Source organism: Microcoleus sp. Pol8_D6, from assembly GCF_036700965.1.
In the GTDB taxonomy this organism is placed as follows: Bacteria; Cyanobacteriota; Cyanobacteriia; order Cyanobacteriales; family Microcoleaceae; genus Microcoleus.
Map to the genome: position 1 here is coordinate 78,538 of NZ_JAUBPW010000007.1, position 16,955 is coordinate 95,492.

The following is a 16,955-nucleotide window of genomic DNA, read 5'->3' on the forward strand; positions in this document are numbered from 1 at the left end:
TCTTCTGCTGATGATTTACTTGCGGCAAACTCGTCACTAAAAAAGCCAAGGATTTTTTTTGACAACTGTATAAGTCGGCAAAATTCGTCCTAAAAAACTATTTCAAACTCGCCGCAGCAACCTTAATCGGTTCCAGCAATTCTAACGGCAAATGCAGCATATTTAATTGGGTGCTATCTGCTGCTTTCCTTTCCGGATCGGGGCCGTGATAATCGCTGCCACCAGTTGCCAGCAAACCGTAATGAAGACACCAATCTTTCAACTTTTGGATTTGGCTAGAACTGTGACTGGGATGGTATACTTCAACTCCCATTAAACCAGCATCTACTAATTCTTTTAAGACTTCCTCAACACCGCCGCCGCGAAATAAATAAGGGTGAGCCCAAACTGGTACTGCGCCACAACTTTTCAGTAAATCAATGCCTTCGACGATCGAGAATTTCTCGTAATGCACATAAGCCGGGCCGTCATCTCCCAGCCAGCGATCGAATGCTTCCCGCGATGATTTCGCGTGACCGGCTTTTACAAGTGCAGAGGCAATGTGAGGCCTTCCCGGTGCCATTCCTGGGGATGTTTTTGGCAGTTCGATCGCGTATCCCATTGCTGCTAATTTTTCGACCATTTCCTGCGATCGGCGAAACCTTCCTTCCAGGCGATCGTTCAAAGGAACTCGCAACTTATTTGCATCGGGATAAAAACCTAAAATGTGCAGCGAACGGCCGTTGTGAACGGTGCTGAGTTCGAGTCCGGGGACTATTTCGATACCGTACAAAGCAGCAGCAGCGAAGGCTTCATCCCAACCCGACATCGTATCGTGATCGGTGACAGCCAAGGCGCGAACCCCCGAAGACGCGGCGGCGGCTACGAGTTCGGCAGGGGTGAGAGTGCCGTCGGAATAAGTAGTGTGGCAGTGGAGTTCTAGCATTTTTTTCGGTAAGTTAAAGTCTGTGAAACCTGCAATTATTCCCCTCACTCATGTGACATATATCGTCCCCTGCGCTCGACAAGTTTTTAGGTAATTTCCATCTGTGAGCTGTAATAAGTTTTCGCGCATTTAATGGGGAAATTTCTGTTTATTAAAAGCTTGCGTGGGGTGGGCATATTGCCCGCCTTTCAGTTTAATTTAGATGCAGAACACCTTAGCTATTTCTTGATTTCTCGCATTGGGTAAAGGACACCCTCTGGCAATTTGGGAGGAACCGGCGATATTTCAATACTTTGTATGTTGTGAACTGGGATAACTACCAGTTTATCTGCCAATTCGAGAATTATCGGGTCTGCTGTCAACATTTTGTGCAGGCGAGTGCCTAAAGTTGCTTGCTCTCCTACTGTTCCCTCTGGCGCAATGAACTGGAAGTGTTGCTGTTTGCCGTTGGTATAGTGGATTGTCAGATTGATAATTCCTTCTTGGTTGGTTGCTTGCATAATTTTTTTCCCTAAAAGTCGATCTAGACTTGGCAAAATTAACAATAAATCAAAACTGGCGATCGCACCACCGTTGGAAAGCTCGTTGCAAAGCTTTTGACCAAACGAGGCTGTGGATATGAAAGTTCGCGTGCTGCTAATTTTATCACAAAAACTGTACGGAAACTCGCCAACTTAGCCAGTATACAATTGGCAGTCGCGCTGTCTTTGCTCCTCAATGCGCGAGAGCCTTCGCCAGCAATATTTGGTCGATCGGGCTTTCTTCTATGCCAGTTGGCAAAGTGGCTCAATTTAGCCTCTGTAGCGACTCGACTCAAAGCGGTCTCAAGTCATACAGCAGAGGCATTTGAGCGCTTTGGGTGTCAAGGTTTTTCGAGCTGGGAACTGTGGAGGTTAGGATAGTGGCATTCTGCTGTCACTGACCTAGAGGATTTTTTTATAAATTAATAACATAACATTCAGGTACAGCTTATGAAATCCACACTTTGTTTTCCCGAAACTTCTCTTGAATATAACACCGTTGCTGTTAACAATAATGCTATTGACTCTTGTATCCTTACAGCTTGGATTGACTTAGTAGGAGGAGATTTTGATAATTTGGGAGGAGATGATTGGCTGCCATTGTGTGGCGACATTGATGACGGCGAAATTTACCGGGAATGGTTTTTGTGGCAAGACAGCGAAGTGACTCAAGAGTGGGAAGCTTACGATCCCATTACTAATTATCGAGTTGTGGCACCTAGCCGAGAAATGATGATTGCTAAAATTGACCAAATAGAAGATTCCAGAACAATTTAGTTGAATGGGAGAATGTTAAATCTTGATTTTCAACTTTAATAAAAATTCTGTAAACAAACCCGGTTTATCCCAACTACACTCAAGAAACCGGGTTTTTCAGACCTAAACTCTAGGTGTGAGTTAGTTGAGTTTCACGGCAGAACATAATAATTTAGGTCGCTACTGCTTTTTGTTTTTCTCTTTCTAATTTGCGCTGCTTCAAGGCGGCCAGATTTTGTTTAATTGTGTCGATCGCAAATCCTGCCCCCTGCTGTTGGTATAATTCGCTGGCACGGATCAAATCTGCAACAGCCTCCTCATCCGATCGCAAATTCGCACAAGCCAAGGCGCGATTGTGGTAAGCTTCTGCCAAAGTTGAAACTTGTTCTACAGCGCTGGTAAATTTATCTTTTGCTTTGCGGTACTTTCCTGACTGATAAGCCTCAATTCCTTGTTGAAAATAAACGGAAGCTTTACTGCCGCTGTCGGTATCGGGAAATTCTGGGTAAGTTAAAATTGGTTCTTTAAAGAGTACAGAAATGCTGCCCTTGCCGAAGTAAGCCCAAGTCATTGTTCCAAACCCAATCCCCAGCACGAGGGCAATAATGACAGACAGAGCAATAAAATTGGTGAGTTCCATAGAGCAATATTTGTTGTATTATAATATGATAAGTTAATTCCTAACTTCTGCAACAATGGCTGCACGGATTTACCTTAACTGGAAATGGTTTTTCCGGTCGCTAGCTTTAGTATTGTCGATCGGCTTAATTACTGCAACTGCAAGTTCTGACGCAGCAACCAACGCGCAAACTCAAGCAGGGTGGCAATTGTTGCAGCGGGATGAGACAGGGTTGGTGGTAGCAATGCGACACGCGATCGCCCCAGGTACGGGAGATCCTGCTAACTTTAAGTTGGGTGACTGTTCCACCCAGCGCAATTTATCAGTACAGGGACAAACCCAAGCCAAGCAAATTGGAGCAGAATTTCGCAGCCGCAACATCAAAGTTGCCAGAGTTTTATCCAGTCAGTGGTGTAGGTGTTGGGAAACAGCAAAACTGATAAATATAGGCAAAGTCGAACCGTTCCCAGCATTGAACTCGTTCTTTAGCGACAGCAGCAAAGAAGCCAGACAAACAGCGACCATTCGCAAATTAATTGTTGATAATCGCAACACAAAAGGCGTGATTATTCTGGTAACTCATCAAGTAAATATTACCGCTATCATTGATATTGTACCGCAAAGCGGCGAAGCTGTGATTCTCAAAGGATCTCGACAAGGTAAAATCAAAATAGTCGGACGAATTGGAGGATTTTAAATAGAGAGAAAGTTATAATATTACTAATTGCCCCTTACTAATTCCCAATTACCAATTTATATGAGTTTCCAATACAGCGCAGCCCTAGTAACTTTAGCAGACCTTGATAAGGAAGTTCTCGTTAAATTTTACACAAAATTTCTCGACATAGAACCAAACCCTTACATTCCCAATACTTATGCTGAATTTCAACTCCCAGGCTTAAGACTCGGCATATTCAAACCCAAAGATTCCCACAAATCGGAATTTGCAAATCGAGCAAAAACAGGCATAAGTCTGTGTTTGGAAGTCAGCGATATCGAAACTGCGATCGCCCGAATTTGGGCTTTAGGTTATCCGCCCAGCGGAGAAATTATCAAAGCTTCTCACGGTCTAGAAATCTATGCCTTCGATCCTGTCGGCAACCGCATAATTTTACATCAATCTAATGAGAATGTAGGATGAGGGCTAATTATTGGTGAACTCTCGATCTCCTCTTCTATCCTCTTCTCTTCCTTTGGGGAACAGGCGTCCCGCCTGTGGTTCTTCCCGTCTTCGCGGTTCGTCAAAAACAACATCAACTATCTAATCAGTTCAGCAAAACTATAAAAACTGATAATTAATAACAACAATGCTGTCAGATGAGTTAGTTGAAATTGTGGCCGTGGACCCATGGATTCCCGCACCAAAATTGAAAAAGACGAACCAATTATATAACTCAAAGACAGCGTTAAATACTGCCACTGCAATGTTACACTCCACAGCCCCAGCAACATCATCGCCAAAGTCAACATCACCAACTCAACAAAGCGAGGCGGATTGTGCTGAGTAGACAGAATCAAAGTGTCCAACCAATATTGCCAAGGTCTCATGTTTTAGCGATCGAGCTTTTGGATTTAGCCTTCTAGCTTAACCTACGATCGCCATTCAGTTTGTTGCTGCAAACACCTTAAAGCCTCCGCCGTCTCCACCTGCGGAAATTGCCCATAAAAGCGACTAACACTGTAAAAAGGGTGAGGAGTCTCCAGAACGATCAACTTATCGCCCATCTGGGCCAAAAATCCCATCAAATCTGCCGGGGCGACAGGCGCGCAAATCCACAAAGCCAGCGGTTGCTGCGACTCCAAAGCCTTAGCCGCCACAGCCATCGTCATCCCCGTAGCAATGCCATCATCTACCAAAATCGCCAAAGCCCCGGCCGCGCTCACATTGGGGCGTCCAGGAGACAAATCCGCCAGCAGAGATTGAGCATTATTTTGAGCCACGGGCAGGGCTGATTTTTGCAAGCGTAAATTGTGCTGCTTTTGCTTTTCCCAGAGGACGTGACCGTCAGCAGTTGCAGCCCCGATCGCCAATTCTAAATTATCTGGGCGAGTAATTTTCTTGGCGACAACCACATCCAAAGGACAGCCCAAGCGACGCGCAATCGGCACAGCAACGGGCAAACCCCCGCGCGGCAAGGCGTAAACAATCGGTTTCACCGCCTTCTGTGTCATTAAACTCAACTTGCCGAACTCGTCCACAACTGCCTCGGCCAGTTTTTCGCCTGCATCGGCGCGATCGTCAAAAAACGGGTTAGAGAACATATTTTTGCCTGTACGAGCTCAACCAAACAATTGGAGATTGTGCCAGTCTTAATTGGAGATTGTACGCGCGAGCGTAGCTATCCCGTAGGGAATCGACAGCATCGCACACAAGCATCTAGCCAATCTCAAATCACCAAACCCGATCTAAACTATAAACTCTAGACTCGAAAAAATCTCCCTAATTGTAAAATGTATGTCCAGCGACTTGCAACTGAGCCTTTTTGACAACAATCAAAGTGCCACTTTCCAAACAGACTCAATACCAGCAAATGCCAAAATTCCCATTCCTCCCGGCACTTATCAAAATATGGAACAAATCGGCGAGCACTGCAACCGCTGCTACCGCTGCGAATTGGGCAACAGCCGCACTCACGCCGTCATCGGGCGCGGCAATCCTCAAGCCTCAATTTTGATTGTGGGAGAAGCGCCCGGACAAAACGAAGACGAAACCGGATTACCCTTCGTCGGGCGATCGGGCAAACTGTTAGATAAGATTTTAGAATCCGTGGGATTGAGTGCAGAAACCGACGTATTCATTGCCAACGTCATCAAATGTCGCCCTCCCAACAACCGCCCTCCGACAGCAAAAGAAATCGAAGCTTGCAAACCTTACTTGCTCGAACAAATCCGCATCTTAGACCCCAAAATTATTTTATTAACCGGTGCAACAGCCCTCAAAGGTTTGTTGAGCGACAAGCGGCCCATTAGTAAAATCCGAGGTCAATGGATTGAATGGGAAAATCGTTTGTGTATGCCAATTTTTCACCCGTCGTACCTGCTGCGAAATCCATCCCGTGAACCGGAGACTCCGAAATGGTATATGTGGCAAGATATGCAGGCTATCAAGGCTAAATTGGATGAATTCAAAGAGCAATTCTAATATTTTTTGTTTGTGCTTTGTATGGGCGGGTTTCACGAACAATAATTGCCTAAAACAGATAATCTTTCTCGTAAACCCGCCCCCCCACGGTAAATCCCTCAACCGAAAATTCGTGGATTTTCTGATACCTCTTTCATGAACAGGCATTTTGCCTGTTCCACAATAAAATTATTTTCTGTCAGGAACAGGCAAGATGCCTGTTCCACAATAAAAATTATTTCATGTGGGGAGTAGGGGTTGGGCGTCTCGCCCGCCCGCAAGATGGGGAGCGTGTCATTTTTGTGATGAGTATAAATACTGGTTAACCCCACCATGACTTTTTTGCCGATCATCACTATCAATAGTAGGGACAGTTTTTATATAGCCCAATGGCTTATGCTCGCTTAATTTTGAGCCACTATGGATAATTAAATCAATGTCAGATCCATGCCTGACTTACATTGAATTCGACTTTTTTATGATCCTTGCCCCGCGTAAGCTTGTAGTATCGTTCCAAAAACTGTCCGGAGTATTGCAGTATAATAGGGAATAATTATCATCTCTTCCCACTTGATATATAATCATGAACAACTTTATTGAAGCTATTGGTGGACTAATAGGAATCCTAGCTTTTGTGAAAGGCATTCTTGAGTTCGTAGAACTCAATAGGATAAGTAGATATGAGAAGTTTCATGAGATGAGCAAAAGATTCGATGAGAACGAGTCAATCCAGAAAGTCTGTGAGCTGTTGCATGATAGCTCTAGTAGCATATCAGTCACAAAACAGGAAAAAGAGGTATTTATCTGCTTTTTAGAAGAGATTTACTTTATGATTATGTCTGGTATAATGAAAAAGGAAATTGCACTGTACACATTTGGCTATTATGCAAGAGAAGCAATGCACAGCCAAAGATTTTGGCACGATCTTGATAGGGGGGAAGAGTATTACACAGTATTCCATAAATTCTGTCGAATGGTCTCTATCTTTGAGCCAAGCAAACTCGGAGTCAAGGAAACGCTGAAATACTGAACACCATGAAGATAAATTCTTAGGTCACAATGTACTTTTGAGGGTTTACCCTTTGATTTAGAATTGAGTATTTCCTAATTTAGAAGGTCAAACATCTTCGGAATTTCCAACTTATCTATTTCCACCTCGTGATTTATTAACAGCGGAAGTTATAATACTAGATATTATAAAAAAAGGTGTTATTAAAAAAAGACGTAAAAGTAATGACACAGGTATAAGTCCTACAACCATCGGCACTCCAACCCAAGGGCTAGAACTAACAAAAGACATGAAGCCGCTCGAATCAAGACTGTTAATTAGACCCCAACCCACAACCAACCGCAAGATGCCTGTTCCACAATAAAATTATTTTCTGTCCGGAACGGGCAAAATGCCTGTTCCACAATAAAAATTATTTCATGTGGGGTGGGCGTCTCGCCCACACAAAAATACAATTTAGTTGCCGGACAACTTATTTTTTGCATGACAATCGCGCAACCACAAACGAATAGCCTCAGCAATTTCGCTGGCACTATCTTGACTTAATAAAGGACGAATATTCGCCGCAGTACCAAACCGAGAAACGATTTTTGCCAACTCCCAGCCGTTCTCCGTTTTAGCGAAAAATAACCAATGATATTGCTGAACTTCAACTCGTTGTCCCCCGCGATACTGCCGTTCCAAAGTAGTAATGAAAACTTGACTGGCATTTTCAGGAAGTGCATCCCCAAAATTTAAAGGTAGCGGTTCAAACTCCGGCCGGCCGGCTAAAATTATTTGAGGCAGGGCGTAACCGGACGGTGTGTTTTTGTTAGAAGAAAAGTGCGATCGCACAATTACGCGATTAGCATAACTCGGCAAATCTTGCAACAGACGATCGACCAAAGTTTCTAAATCAGCCGGACAGGGCGATCGCGCTAACAAACCGTACCGACTTGCGTTTATACTGCGATCGGGATTTGTCACAACATTAACAGCCACAGTCGGACTTGCAACCGCAGATGTTAGCAGATAAACACAGATGAACGCAGATAAAATTCCATCGGCGTTCATCGGCGTTCATCTGCGGTTAAAAAACACATTCCTATTTTTACCCCAACTCTTCACAAATACGGGTAAAAGCCGCCACTGGATCGGGCGCAGCAGTAATTGGCCGCCCAATCACCAGATAATCCGCACCAGCTTTCAAAGCAGCCTTCGGAGTCATTGATCGCTTTTGATCGCCTCCATCGGCCCATTTCGGACGCACACCGGGACAAACTAACAGAAAATCATCCCCGCAACTCATTCTTAACTGTTCCACTTCTTGCGGAGAACAAACAGCACCAGCTAAACCCGTTTCCTTAGCCAACAATGCCATGTGCAAAGCATATTCCGGCAACTCCAAAGGTATTTTCAACTCAAAAGCCAACTGTCGCGAATTCAAACTCGTCAATAGAGTAATTGCAATCAACTTAGGAGTCGGTTGATCAACAGCCGCCGCCCCTTCAGTCAAAGCCAACTGTGCCGCTTTCAAAGCATCTTTACCACAAGTAGAATGGATCGTCAATAAATCCACATTGTACTTAGCAGCAGCCCGACAAGCACCAGCGACAGTATTCGGGATATCGTGAAACTTTAAATCGAGAAAAATCTGTTTTTCCCGCTGTTTTAAAATTTCCAAAATCCCCGATCCGGAACTCACAAATAGTTCCAAACCCACTTTCCAGAAAGATACTTGCGGGAGTTTGTCCAGAAGTGCGATCGCCTCTTCTTGACTCGAAACATCCAAAGCAACAATAATTCGGTTATCAGCGTTCATCAGCGTTCATCTTCAGTATTCATCTGCGGTTAAAAAAGAGATTCAAGACACCAATCGCACAAACTTATTCTTCCCAACCTGCAAAACCTTACCGCATAAATCAGCCGGTGATTCAAAAGTAAGATTAACATCCGAAACCCGATCGCCATCCAACTTCACCCCACCGCCCTGCATCAACTTCCGCGCATCACCGCTGCTTTTACAAAGCCCGCTAGCACTCAGAATATAAAACAACTTAGCCGGAAACTGCACACTTGCCAAAGAAAACTCCGCCACAGCATCAGCTTGTCCTGCAGCACCTTTAACCAGCGCAATTGCATCTTGTTGTGCGCGTTCTGCCGCTTCCTTCCCCCGATACTGGCGCACCACATCCACAGCCAAAAGTTTCTGTTTTTCTCGCGGATTTTCGGGCAATTCATCAAGCGGCAAATCTGTCAATAGTTCAAAATATTGGGCGATCGAACTATCAGCAATTTTCTCCAACTTAGAATACATCGTCAGCGGATCTTCCGACAAACCGACATAATTATTCAAAGACTTCGACATCTTCTGCACGCCGTCAGTCCCGATTAAAATCGGCATCAGCAAACCAAACTGCGGTTTCATCCCAAAATGCCGCTGCAAATCTCTTCCCACCGCAATATTAAACTTTTGGTCGGTTCCGCCCAACTCCACATCCGCTTCCAAGACTACTGAATCGTAACCCTGCATGACTGGATACAGAAACTCGTGGAGGAAAATCGCATTTTCCTGCTGCATCCTGTTATCAAATCCCTCTTTAGCAAGCATCTGCTGCACCGTCATCGTGCCTAGCAGTTCCAAAATCTTCGCCATGTCCAATTTTGACAACCACTCAGAGTTATAGCGAATTTCCAAACGTCCGGGCGTCTCAAAATCTAGAATCGGACGCACTTGGTCTAAATAAGTCTTGGCATTTTCCGCCACTTGTTCGGCTGTCAACTGGCTGCGCGTCTCCGATTTCCCTGTCGGATCGCCAATTCTTGCGGTAAAATCTCCGATGACCAGTACCGCCGTGTGGCCTGTATCCTGAAAAGCTCGCAACTTGCGGAAGCAAATGCTGTGTCCCAAGTGAATGTCCGCCCCTGTGGCGTCGATTCCCAGTTTGACTCGCAACGGTCGATCGACTTTTGCCAGAAATTGGGCCAGATTTTCGTCAGGGTTGCTAGAATCAGGTCGATCAGGAAAAATCTCGCTGACGCCGCGGTAAAGCGCTGAAAGGTTAGGAGTTATCATCGGGGAGCGATCGTCCATCATATTATTTTGCCAAAGTGCAGCAGAATTAGTTACACTCACTGGTTGACGCATAAAAACATAACTATCAAGCTACTATAATCCCAAAGCTGACCGGCTTTCATTAGCTGACCCCGCCCAAAAACGGATACCAGCCCCCGACAACAGTCGTGGAGATCCCGAAATTTTAGACTCTTGTTCAAACTCTCAGATTCATCTGTGGAATCAATCTAAAATCTAAAATCTAAAATCTAGAATCGACTGACAGTCTCTAGGGTTCGCATCTAAAATTAAAAGTCTTAAACCCCAAATCGAGTGAGGAAGTGAAATCCACGTGTCAACCAACGCAGTCCGCAATAACACGGAAAACTCAGCCCCCGTATTCGAGTTTGTTCAGTCAGTCAGTAAAGTGACCGCCGGAACCATACTCAGCATGACAATGCTTGCCAGTTCCGTAGTCGCTGGTGGACTGGTTGGCTTAGCGATCAGCTTCCGCAACTTGCCAGATGTTCGGATCTTACAAACCTACTCTCCCACAGAAACTACCCACATTTACGACATCAACGGCAAGCCGCTAGCCAGCATCCACGACGAAGCCAACCGGGATGTCGTACCCCTTGACCAAATCTCGCCGAACCTGAAACGAGCTGTTCTGGCGATCGAAGATAGCAACTTCTTCACCCACAAAGGCATCAACCCCGGCGGGATAGCCCGAGCTCTCATAGTCAACCTAGAAAAAGGTAGAACCGTTGAAGGCGGCTCGACTATGACTATGCAGCTAGTCAAAAACTTGTTTCTTTCTCCCCAGTCAAAATTTAGTCGCAAGGTAGCTGAAGCGGTAATGTCTATCCGCTTGGAGCAAATTCTCAACAAAGACCAAATTCTGCAACTATACCTGAATCAAATCTACTTAGGTCACAACTTGTACGGCGTAGAGACAGCCTCTCGAAGCTATTTCAACAAATCAGCAAGTAATTTGACTCTTGCAGAAGCAGCGATGCTAGCCGGCTTAATTTCGGCCCCTGAAGAATACAGTCCTTTCGTCAATTACAAGTTGGCAAAAGAGCGGCAAACAATCGTTTTAGGCCGAATGAAGGATCTCAAATGGATTACGCCCGCCCAAGAAACTGCAGCCCGCCAGGAAAAAATTAAGCTAGGCAAAATTACCTCTTTTGGTGGCTCTCAAGTTCCTTACGTAACACAAGCCGTAGTCCAGGAACTGACAAGGCGTTTCGGGCGAGATGCCGTGGTTAAGGGAGGAATGCGCGTTCAAACCACGATCGACCTCAAAATGCAGCGCATAGCCGAAGAAACCGTCAAAGCGTGGCACAATCGCCTTTACTACCAAGGCCTGTTTTACGATCGCGAGGAAGGTCAAATTGCCCTAGCCGCCGTCGATCCCCGCACCCACTTCGTCAAAGCAATGGTGGGCGGCGTCGATTACGAAAAGAGTCAGTTCAACCGCGCCATTCAAGCACGTCGCCAGCCCGGGTCTTCTTTTAAGCCTTTTATCTACTACGCTGCCTTTGCTAGCGGCAAATACAGCCCCGATTCAGTTGTATACGACTCCCCTGTCGGCTACCGCGACGGCGACGGCTACTACTACCCTCAAAACTACGGTGGCGGCTTCTCCGGTGCCGTCAGCATCCGCAGAGCTTTGGAAGTATCTCTCAACATTCCCGCCGTCAAGCTTGGCCAAGAAGTCGGATTGAATAAAGTGATTGAGATTTGCCGCGTGCTAGGCATCAGAAGTCCGATGGAACCGGTGATTTCTTTGCCCTTGGGTGCCGTTGACCTCACTCCTTTAGAAATGGCCGGAGCTTTTGCTACCTTCGCGAACAACGGCTGGCATTCTGACACCACGTTTATCGTGCAAGTTACTGACAGCAGCGGCAACGTCTTGCTCGACAATACCCCCAAACCCAAATTAGTTCTCAATTCATGGGCGGCCGCATCTGTCAACAGCGCCCTGCAAGGGGTAATTAGCAACGGAACGGCAAGGGCGGCCCAACTTGGGCGGCCGGCTGCTGGGAAAACTGGTACAACTTCCTCAGAACGGGATATCTGGTTTGTGGGTTACGTGCCGCAGTTGTCGGTGGCTGTTTGGATGGGCAACGACAATTATAGACCGATGAGCTACGGTGCTACTGGCGGTACTATTGTCGCCCCTGTTTGGCGCGATTTTATGAGCCAAGCTTTGCAGGGAGTTCCCGCAGAAAGTTTCAAACCTGCTTCATCTTTTGAGCGGCCTTAATTATCAGTTATTAGGCAGTAGGTAGTAGGCAGTAGGCAGTAGTTGAAAATTACCCTTACTTGTTTCATCTTCCTTCTTCCTTCTTCCTGACATCCGTTACATCCGTTACACAATCCGTTGCCGAACTTCCTTCTTCCTTCTGACACTAGGATTGTTTTTCCAGCTCAGATTTCATCCGCTCCAGCGTTGAGTTCATTTGCTCAAACATCTGCTGGGGCGTGATGCCAAATTGATTGAGCTGTGTTTTCAACTGCTCTACAGTCATCTGAGCCATGAAGTCCTCAGACAGCTCAAAGCGCTTCATAAAAATACGGTAGCGCTCCATCATCGATTCCATCTGAGCGATGAACATTTTCTTGCCTTCGCGATCGAATTTGCCGTAATTGCCACCTAGTTTGATGAGAGATTGATAGTCTTCAAACAACAGTTTGGCTTCTTGCTGAACAATTTCTGAATCAAAAAATCCCATAGCTTTCCTAATTTTTTAATATTCTAGTAATTTTGATCTAGGCGAGAAATCCCGCTGCTTTTTCTACTATTTTATCAGTTTCCGGAGGAAGTCCCTACCCCTTAAGGCGCAAGAATAAGTAGAAATTTCCGTACAGCATAAGGCATGGGAATGGGGCATTGGGCATTGGGCTTGCGATGACAACAGTCAACAGTCAACTGTCAACAGTCAACTGTCAACTGACTTTAAACTTCCCCGATTCGTTCTAGAGGCCAAAACCGCACTACAGCGCGGCCGATGATATTCTGCTTAGGTAAAAATCCCCACCTGCTGGAGTCGTTGCTGTTGTTGCGGTTGTCTCCCATCACAAAGTATTCATTTTCTGGGACGCGATAAGGTCCCCACTGGTATTTAGGAGGTTCGGCAATATATTTTTCGACGAGGGGTTTGTCGTTGAGATAAACTAAACCTTTTTTAACGGCGACGGTTTGACCCGGTAAGCCAATTACACGCTTGATGAATGCTTGGTCTTGGGTAAAGCCTTGTTCTTGCAACTTTTCGGGCGGGGCAAATACTACGATGTCCCCAGTTTTGGGCGGTTCGAGGTAGTAGGAGATTTTTTCGACTACGACGCGATCGCCCACGTGCAAAGTGGGTACCATAGAATCTGAGGGTATGTAGCGCGGTTCGGCGACCAAGGCTCGAATCACTATTGCTAAACTCAAAGCAATAATCACTATCTGAAGATTTTCTCGCTGCGACTTCCACACTTTCTGCCACCAGCTTTCAGGCGGATTTTCTGCTACTTGTGTACCCAATTTATTTTTTTCAGATGTCATGAAAGTCCTCGCTAAATAGTTGCCACTAATTATCTGATTAAGCTCGCTCAGCATTTAAATTGCATCTCAAAAAATAATCAAACAATGAGCTGGGTGGACACCCGAGCCAGCCCCTAATATACAATTTAAATGCAGTACAGCTTACCATTGAAGTATGTCGCTGTTAATTACTAGACGTGAAGTGCAGGCCTTTCTAAACTATCTTGAAAGGCATCTGCGTTGCACCTGCGGTTTCCCTATCAATCAAAGATTTATGCAATAACTCTCCTCTTGATATTAACTCATAAAAAAGGCAGAGAATTTAAATTCTCTACCTTTTTTATGTGAGGATTTTGAGTTGTTTGCGATTACGAGATTGGTTATTTCCCAACTTTACTTGCGATCGCGCACAACTCAAACTTACTCAGCGCCTTGGGGCAGCAATTCCCGCTTTTGACCTTGCAGCACCTTAACAATTCCGTCCTCGCCCACATCCACAACAGCGGTGTCACCGTCTTTGATGCGGCCAGAAAGGATTTCCTCAGCCAAGCTGTCTTCCAGCAAGCGCATGATAGCGCGGCGCAGGGGTCGGGCTCCGTAGCTGGGGTTGTAGCCTTCTTCTACCAGCCGTTCTTTGAATTTTTCGGTCACTTCCAAGGTGATTCCCTGTTCTGTCAAACGACCGAACACTTCTTTGAGCATGATGACCGCAATTTCCTTGACTTCTTCCTTGTTCAACTGGCGGAAGACGATAATTTCGTCGAGTCGGTTGAGGAATTCGGGGCGGAAGTAGTTTTTGAGTTCTTCGTTAACCAAAGAACGAATGCGGTTGTAATTAGCATCGGCTTGGTTGTCGCTGAACTCGAAACCGAGACCGCCGCCGCCTTTTTCAATCACCTTAGAACCGATGTTTGAGGTCATAATCAGCAGCGTATTTTTGAAGTCTACGGTGCGACCTTTGGCATCTGTTAAGCGGCCGTCTTCCAATATTTGCAGGAGCATATTGAAGACATCGGGGTGGGCTTTTTCGATTTCGTCGAACAGCACGACGGTGTAAGGACGGCGGCGGACTGCTTCTGTAAGTTGGCCGCCTTCGTTGTAGCCGACGTAGCCTGGAGGGGAACCGATGAGTTTGGAGACGGTGTGCCGTTCCATGTACTCGGACATATCCAGCCGAATCATCGCATCTTCGGAACCGAAGAAGTAGCCGGCAAGGGCTTTGGTGAGTTCGGTTTTGCCGACCCCGGTAGGGCCAGAGAAGATGAAACTGGCGATCGGGCGATTGGGATTTTTCAAGCCAACGCGAGCGCGACGGATGGCGCGGGAAACGGCTTTCACTGCTTCTTCCTGACCGATCAAGCGCTGGTGCAAGGTATCTTCCATGTGCAGCAGCTTTTCGGATTCGGATTCGGTCAGTTTGTTTACCGGGACTCCCGTCCAGCTTGCCACTATTTGAGCAATGTCTTCTTCGGTGACTACTGGCGATGGGTCGGTTTCGCCGGTGCGGGCCGAGTCGGTTTTTTTGGCTTGGGAAATAGCGCGAATTTCGGCTTTGATCGTCATTTCTCGATCGCGCAATTCCCCTGCTTTGTCAAAGTCTTGAGAACGCACCGCTTCGTCTTTATCTTTGAGGACTTGGCGGAGTTCTTTGTCAAGTTCTTTGGCTGCGGGGGGCAGTTGGGAGTTGATCAAGCGAACTCTAGAACCAGCTTCGTCTACCAAGTCAATTGCTTTGTCTGGGAGGAAGCGATCGGAGATGTATCTGTGAGAGAGTTTTGCTGCAGCTTCGAGGGCTGTATCCAAGATTTTCAGCTTGTGGTGCTGTTCGTAGCGTTCTCGCAGACCGAAGAGAATTTCGATCGTCTCGTCAACGGTGGGTTCGCCCACCATCACGGGCTGGAAGCGCCGTTCTAGGGCTGCGTCGCGCTCGATGTGCTTGCGGTACTCGTCTAGGGTGGTAGCACCGATACACTGGAGCTCGCCTCTTGCCAAGGCTGGCTTGAGAATGTTGGCTGCGTCGATCGCCCCTTCCGCCGCACCTGCACCAATCAAAGTATGCACTTCGTCAATCACCAAAATCACGTTACCCGCAGTGCGGATTTCGTCCATGATTTTTTTGAGGCGTTCTTCAAATTCGCCCCGGTATTTCGTACCGGCAACCAGCAAGCCGATGTCGAGGGTGACGACGCGCTTGTCTTCGAGGATATCTGGGATGTCGTTGTTAGCGATGCGTTGGGCCAGACCTTCGGCGATCGCTGTTTTACCGACTCCGGGTTCGCCGATGAGCACCGGGTTATTTTTGGTGCGGCGACCGAGGATTTGGATTACCCGTTCGATTTCTTTTTGGCGTCCGACTACTGGGTCTAGTTTTCCATCCACCGCCATTTGAGTCAGGTTGGCACCGAATTCATCCAGGGTTGGGGTTTTGGTGCGAGCGCCGCCGCCAGTGGCTGCGACTTCTGCGGTTTCTCCCAGCATCCGAATCACTTGGGTGCGGACTTTCGACAAGTCTACTCCCAGGTTTTCTAAGACTCTGGCCGCTACTCCTTCACCTTCGCGGATCAGGCCCAGCAGCAGGTGTTCAGTACCTATATAGTTGTGTCCGAGTTGGCGAGCTTCTTCTAGGGATAGTTCTAGAACCCGCTTGGCGCGGGGGGTGAACGGTATTTCAACTGCTACGAAGCCGGAACCGCGCCCGATGATTTTTTCCACTTCAATCCGAGCATCTTTCAGGTTGACGCCCATTGATTTGAGGACTTTCGCTGCAACCCCGGTTCCTTCACCGATTAGACCCAGGAGGATCTGTTCTGTCCCTACGAAGTTGTGACCCAGGCGGCGAGCTTCTTCCTGGGCCAACATGATTACTTTTATTGCTTTTTCTGTGAAGCGTTCAAACATGATTTATTCCCATCACCTGCTGCTATGTGCCCGTTTCGAGGTCACGCTCGCACAACGAGCGTTTGTGTTCGAGTGTTAACTCGTACTGCTTATTCTAGCGCGACACTCCCAACCTATCTGCCGCACTCGGCTGCGGTTGCAGATTCCAGGCTCATGTTGCAGGGTGGCTTTCAACTGGGAAGACCCAAATGGTGGCTGACCTACAACCTCCCCTAGACTGCAAGAAGATTGCTCTTCTCGGCCCGTGCCCAACCTACGACTGCGTATTGATGGATTCTAGCATAATCTTTTTGGCTGTCATGCAGGTGCAAAAGTGATAATTCTCCAAGTCACAGGTCGGGTTTTGTACAAAACTTATTAGTTAGATTCTCGATCGATCCCCTAAACTCATCCTTAAGCGACAGCCCATCTCAAGAATTTGTTGCTTTGGGAGGGCGAGAGCGAGCAGGGCTTTCTTCATCTAAAATTTTCCCCCCGATTCGTTGGGAATTTTGGTAGTCTTCATGTTGTCAGTTGTGCGATCGCTCCCGATCA

At 46.7% G+C, this 16,955-nt stretch carries 19 protein-coding genes; 6 read left to right on the forward strand and 13 right to left on the reverse strand.

What is annotated here, in order from left to right; all coding sequences use genetic code 11:
- Positions 1-97: 97 nt before the first annotated feature.
- From QUA10_RS04890 to QUA10_RS04900, 3 genes are all read right to left on the reverse strand, one after another.
- A complete protein-coding gene (locus tag QUA10_RS04890) occupies positions 98-925 on the reverse strand; it encodes a PHP domain-containing protein (protein WP_333082157.1) in 828 nt (275 codons plus the stop codon).
- 218 nt (positions 926-1,143) lie between these two features.
- Positions 1,144-1,425, reverse strand: coding sequence for a hypothetical protein (locus tag QUA10_RS04895; protein ID WP_333082156.1), 282 nt, complete (start codon positions 1,423-1,425; stop codon positions 1,144-1,146).
- A gap of 38 nt (positions 1,426-1,463) precedes the next feature.
- Entirely contained in the window at positions 1,464-1,742 is a 279-nt protein-coding gene (locus QUA10_RS04900; RefSeq protein ID WP_333086181.1) for a hypothetical protein, read from the reverse strand.
- Positions 1,743-1,896: 154 nt separating this feature from the next.
- On the opposite strand from QUA10_RS04900, the gene QUA10_RS04905 reads away from it, so the two are divergent.
- Positions 1,897-2,223: a hypothetical protein gene (locus QUA10_RS04905; protein WP_333082155.1), complete on the forward strand. Its 327-nt coding sequence runs from the start codon at positions 1,897-1,899 to the stop codon at positions 2,221-2,223.
- Positions 2,224-2,374: 151 nt separating this feature from the next.
- On the opposite strand, the gene QUA10_RS04910 is transcribed toward QUA10_RS04905, so the two are convergent.
- Positions 2,375-2,842: a hypothetical protein gene (locus QUA10_RS04910; RefSeq protein ID WP_333082154.1), complete on the reverse strand. Its 468-nt coding sequence runs from the start codon at positions 2,840-2,842 to the stop codon at positions 2,375-2,377.
- A 55-nt stretch (positions 2,843-2,897) separates the two neighbouring features.
- Between QUA10_RS04910 and QUA10_RS04915 the strand changes: the two genes are divergently transcribed.
- A complete protein-coding gene (locus QUA10_RS04915) occupies positions 2,898-3,518 on the forward strand; it encodes a histidine phosphatase family protein (RefSeq protein ID WP_333082153.1) in 621 nt (206 codons plus the stop codon).
- 60 nt (positions 3,519-3,578) lie between these two features.
- Entirely contained in the window at positions 3,579-3,962 is a 384-nt protein-coding gene (locus QUA10_RS04920) for a VOC family protein (protein ID WP_333082152.1), read from the forward strand.
- 116 nt (positions 3,963-4,078) lie between these two features.
- Here the strand turns inward: QUA10_RS04920 and QUA10_RS04925 are convergent, their stop codons facing one another.
- Together QUA10_RS04925 and QUA10_RS04930 are read right to left on the reverse strand one after the other, a co-directional pair.
- A complete protein-coding gene (locus QUA10_RS04925) occupies positions 4,079-4,369 on the reverse strand; it encodes a hypothetical protein (RefSeq protein ID WP_333086182.1) in 291 nt (96 codons plus the stop codon).
- Positions 4,370-4,411: 42 nt separating this feature from the next.
- A complete protein-coding gene (locus QUA10_RS04930; RefSeq protein WP_333082150.1) occupies positions 4,412-5,083 on the reverse strand; it encodes a phosphoribosyltransferase family protein in 672 nt (223 codons plus the stop codon).
- Positions 5,084-5,276: 193 nt separating this feature from the next.
- On the opposite strand from QUA10_RS04930, the gene QUA10_RS04935 reads away from it, so the two are divergent.
- Positions 5,277-5,963 carry a uracil-DNA glycosylase gene (locus QUA10_RS04935; protein ID WP_333082149.1) on the forward strand — a complete coding sequence of 229 codons (687 nt, stop codon included), beginning with the start codon at positions 5,277-5,279 and terminating at the stop codon, positions 5,961-5,963.
- A gap of 98 nt (positions 5,964-6,061) precedes the next feature.
- Here the strand turns inward: QUA10_RS04935 and QUA10_RS04940 are convergent, their stop codons facing one another.
- A complete protein-coding gene (locus QUA10_RS04940; RefSeq protein ID WP_333086183.1) occupies positions 6,062-6,295 on the reverse strand; it encodes a hypothetical protein in 234 nt (77 codons plus the stop codon).
- Positions 6,296-6,525: 230 nt separating this feature from the next.
- On the opposite strand from QUA10_RS04940, the gene QUA10_RS04945 reads away from it, so the two are divergent.
- A complete protein-coding gene (locus QUA10_RS04945) occupies positions 6,526-6,972 on the forward strand; it encodes a hypothetical protein (RefSeq protein ID WP_333082147.1) in 447 nt (148 codons plus the stop codon).
- Between the two features lie 435 nt (positions 6,973-7,407).
- Here QUA10_RS04945 and QUA10_RS04950 read toward each other — a convergent pair whose 3' ends face one another.
- From QUA10_RS04950 to tyrS, 3 genes are read right to left on the reverse strand one after another with little or no spacing between them, the layout of a single operon-like run.
- Positions 7,408-8,004 (reverse strand): hypothetical protein, encoded by a 597-nt coding sequence (locus QUA10_RS04950; protein ID WP_333082146.1) that lies wholly within the window; start codon positions 8,002-8,004, stop codon positions 7,408-7,410.
- A 37-nt stretch (positions 8,005-8,041) separates the two neighbouring features.
- Complete coding sequence (pyrF, locus tag QUA10_RS04955) at positions 8,042-8,752, reverse strand: orotidine-5'-phosphate decarboxylase (RefSeq protein ID WP_333082145.1); 711 nt, start codon at positions 8,750-8,752, stop codon at positions 8,042-8,044.
- A gap of 42 nt (positions 8,753-8,794) precedes the next feature.
- Positions 8,795-10,027 (reverse strand): tyrosine--tRNA ligase, encoded by a 1,233-nt coding sequence (tyrS, locus tag QUA10_RS04960; RefSeq protein ID WP_333082229.1) that lies wholly within the window; start codon positions 10,025-10,027, stop codon positions 8,795-8,797.
- 310 nt (positions 10,028-10,337) lie between these two features.
- Between tyrS and QUA10_RS04965 the strand changes: the two genes are divergently transcribed.
- Positions 10,338-12,257: a transglycosylase domain-containing protein gene (locus tag QUA10_RS04965; protein ID WP_333082144.1), complete on the forward strand. Its 1,920-nt coding sequence runs from the start codon at positions 10,338-10,340 to the stop codon at positions 12,255-12,257.
- Between the two features lie 145 nt (positions 12,258-12,402).
- Here QUA10_RS04965 and QUA10_RS04970 read toward each other — a convergent pair whose 3' ends face one another.
- From QUA10_RS04970 to QUA10_RS04980, 3 genes are all read right to left on the reverse strand, one after another.
- Positions 12,403-12,726: a DUF1825 family protein gene (locus QUA10_RS04970; RefSeq protein ID WP_006632589.1), complete on the reverse strand. Its 324-nt coding sequence runs from the start codon at positions 12,724-12,726 to the stop codon at positions 12,403-12,405.
- Between the two features lie 224 nt (positions 12,727-12,950).
- A complete protein-coding gene (gene lepB / locus QUA10_RS04975; protein WP_333082143.1) occupies positions 12,951-13,544 on the reverse strand; it encodes a signal peptidase I in 594 nt (197 codons plus the stop codon).
- A 399-nt stretch (positions 13,545-13,943) separates the two neighbouring features.
- Entirely contained in the window at positions 13,944-16,421 is a 2,478-nt protein-coding gene (locus QUA10_RS04980) for an ATP-dependent Clp protease ATP-binding subunit (protein ID WP_190733781.1), read from the reverse strand.
- Between the last annotated feature and the right edge of the window lie 534 nt (positions 16,422-16,955).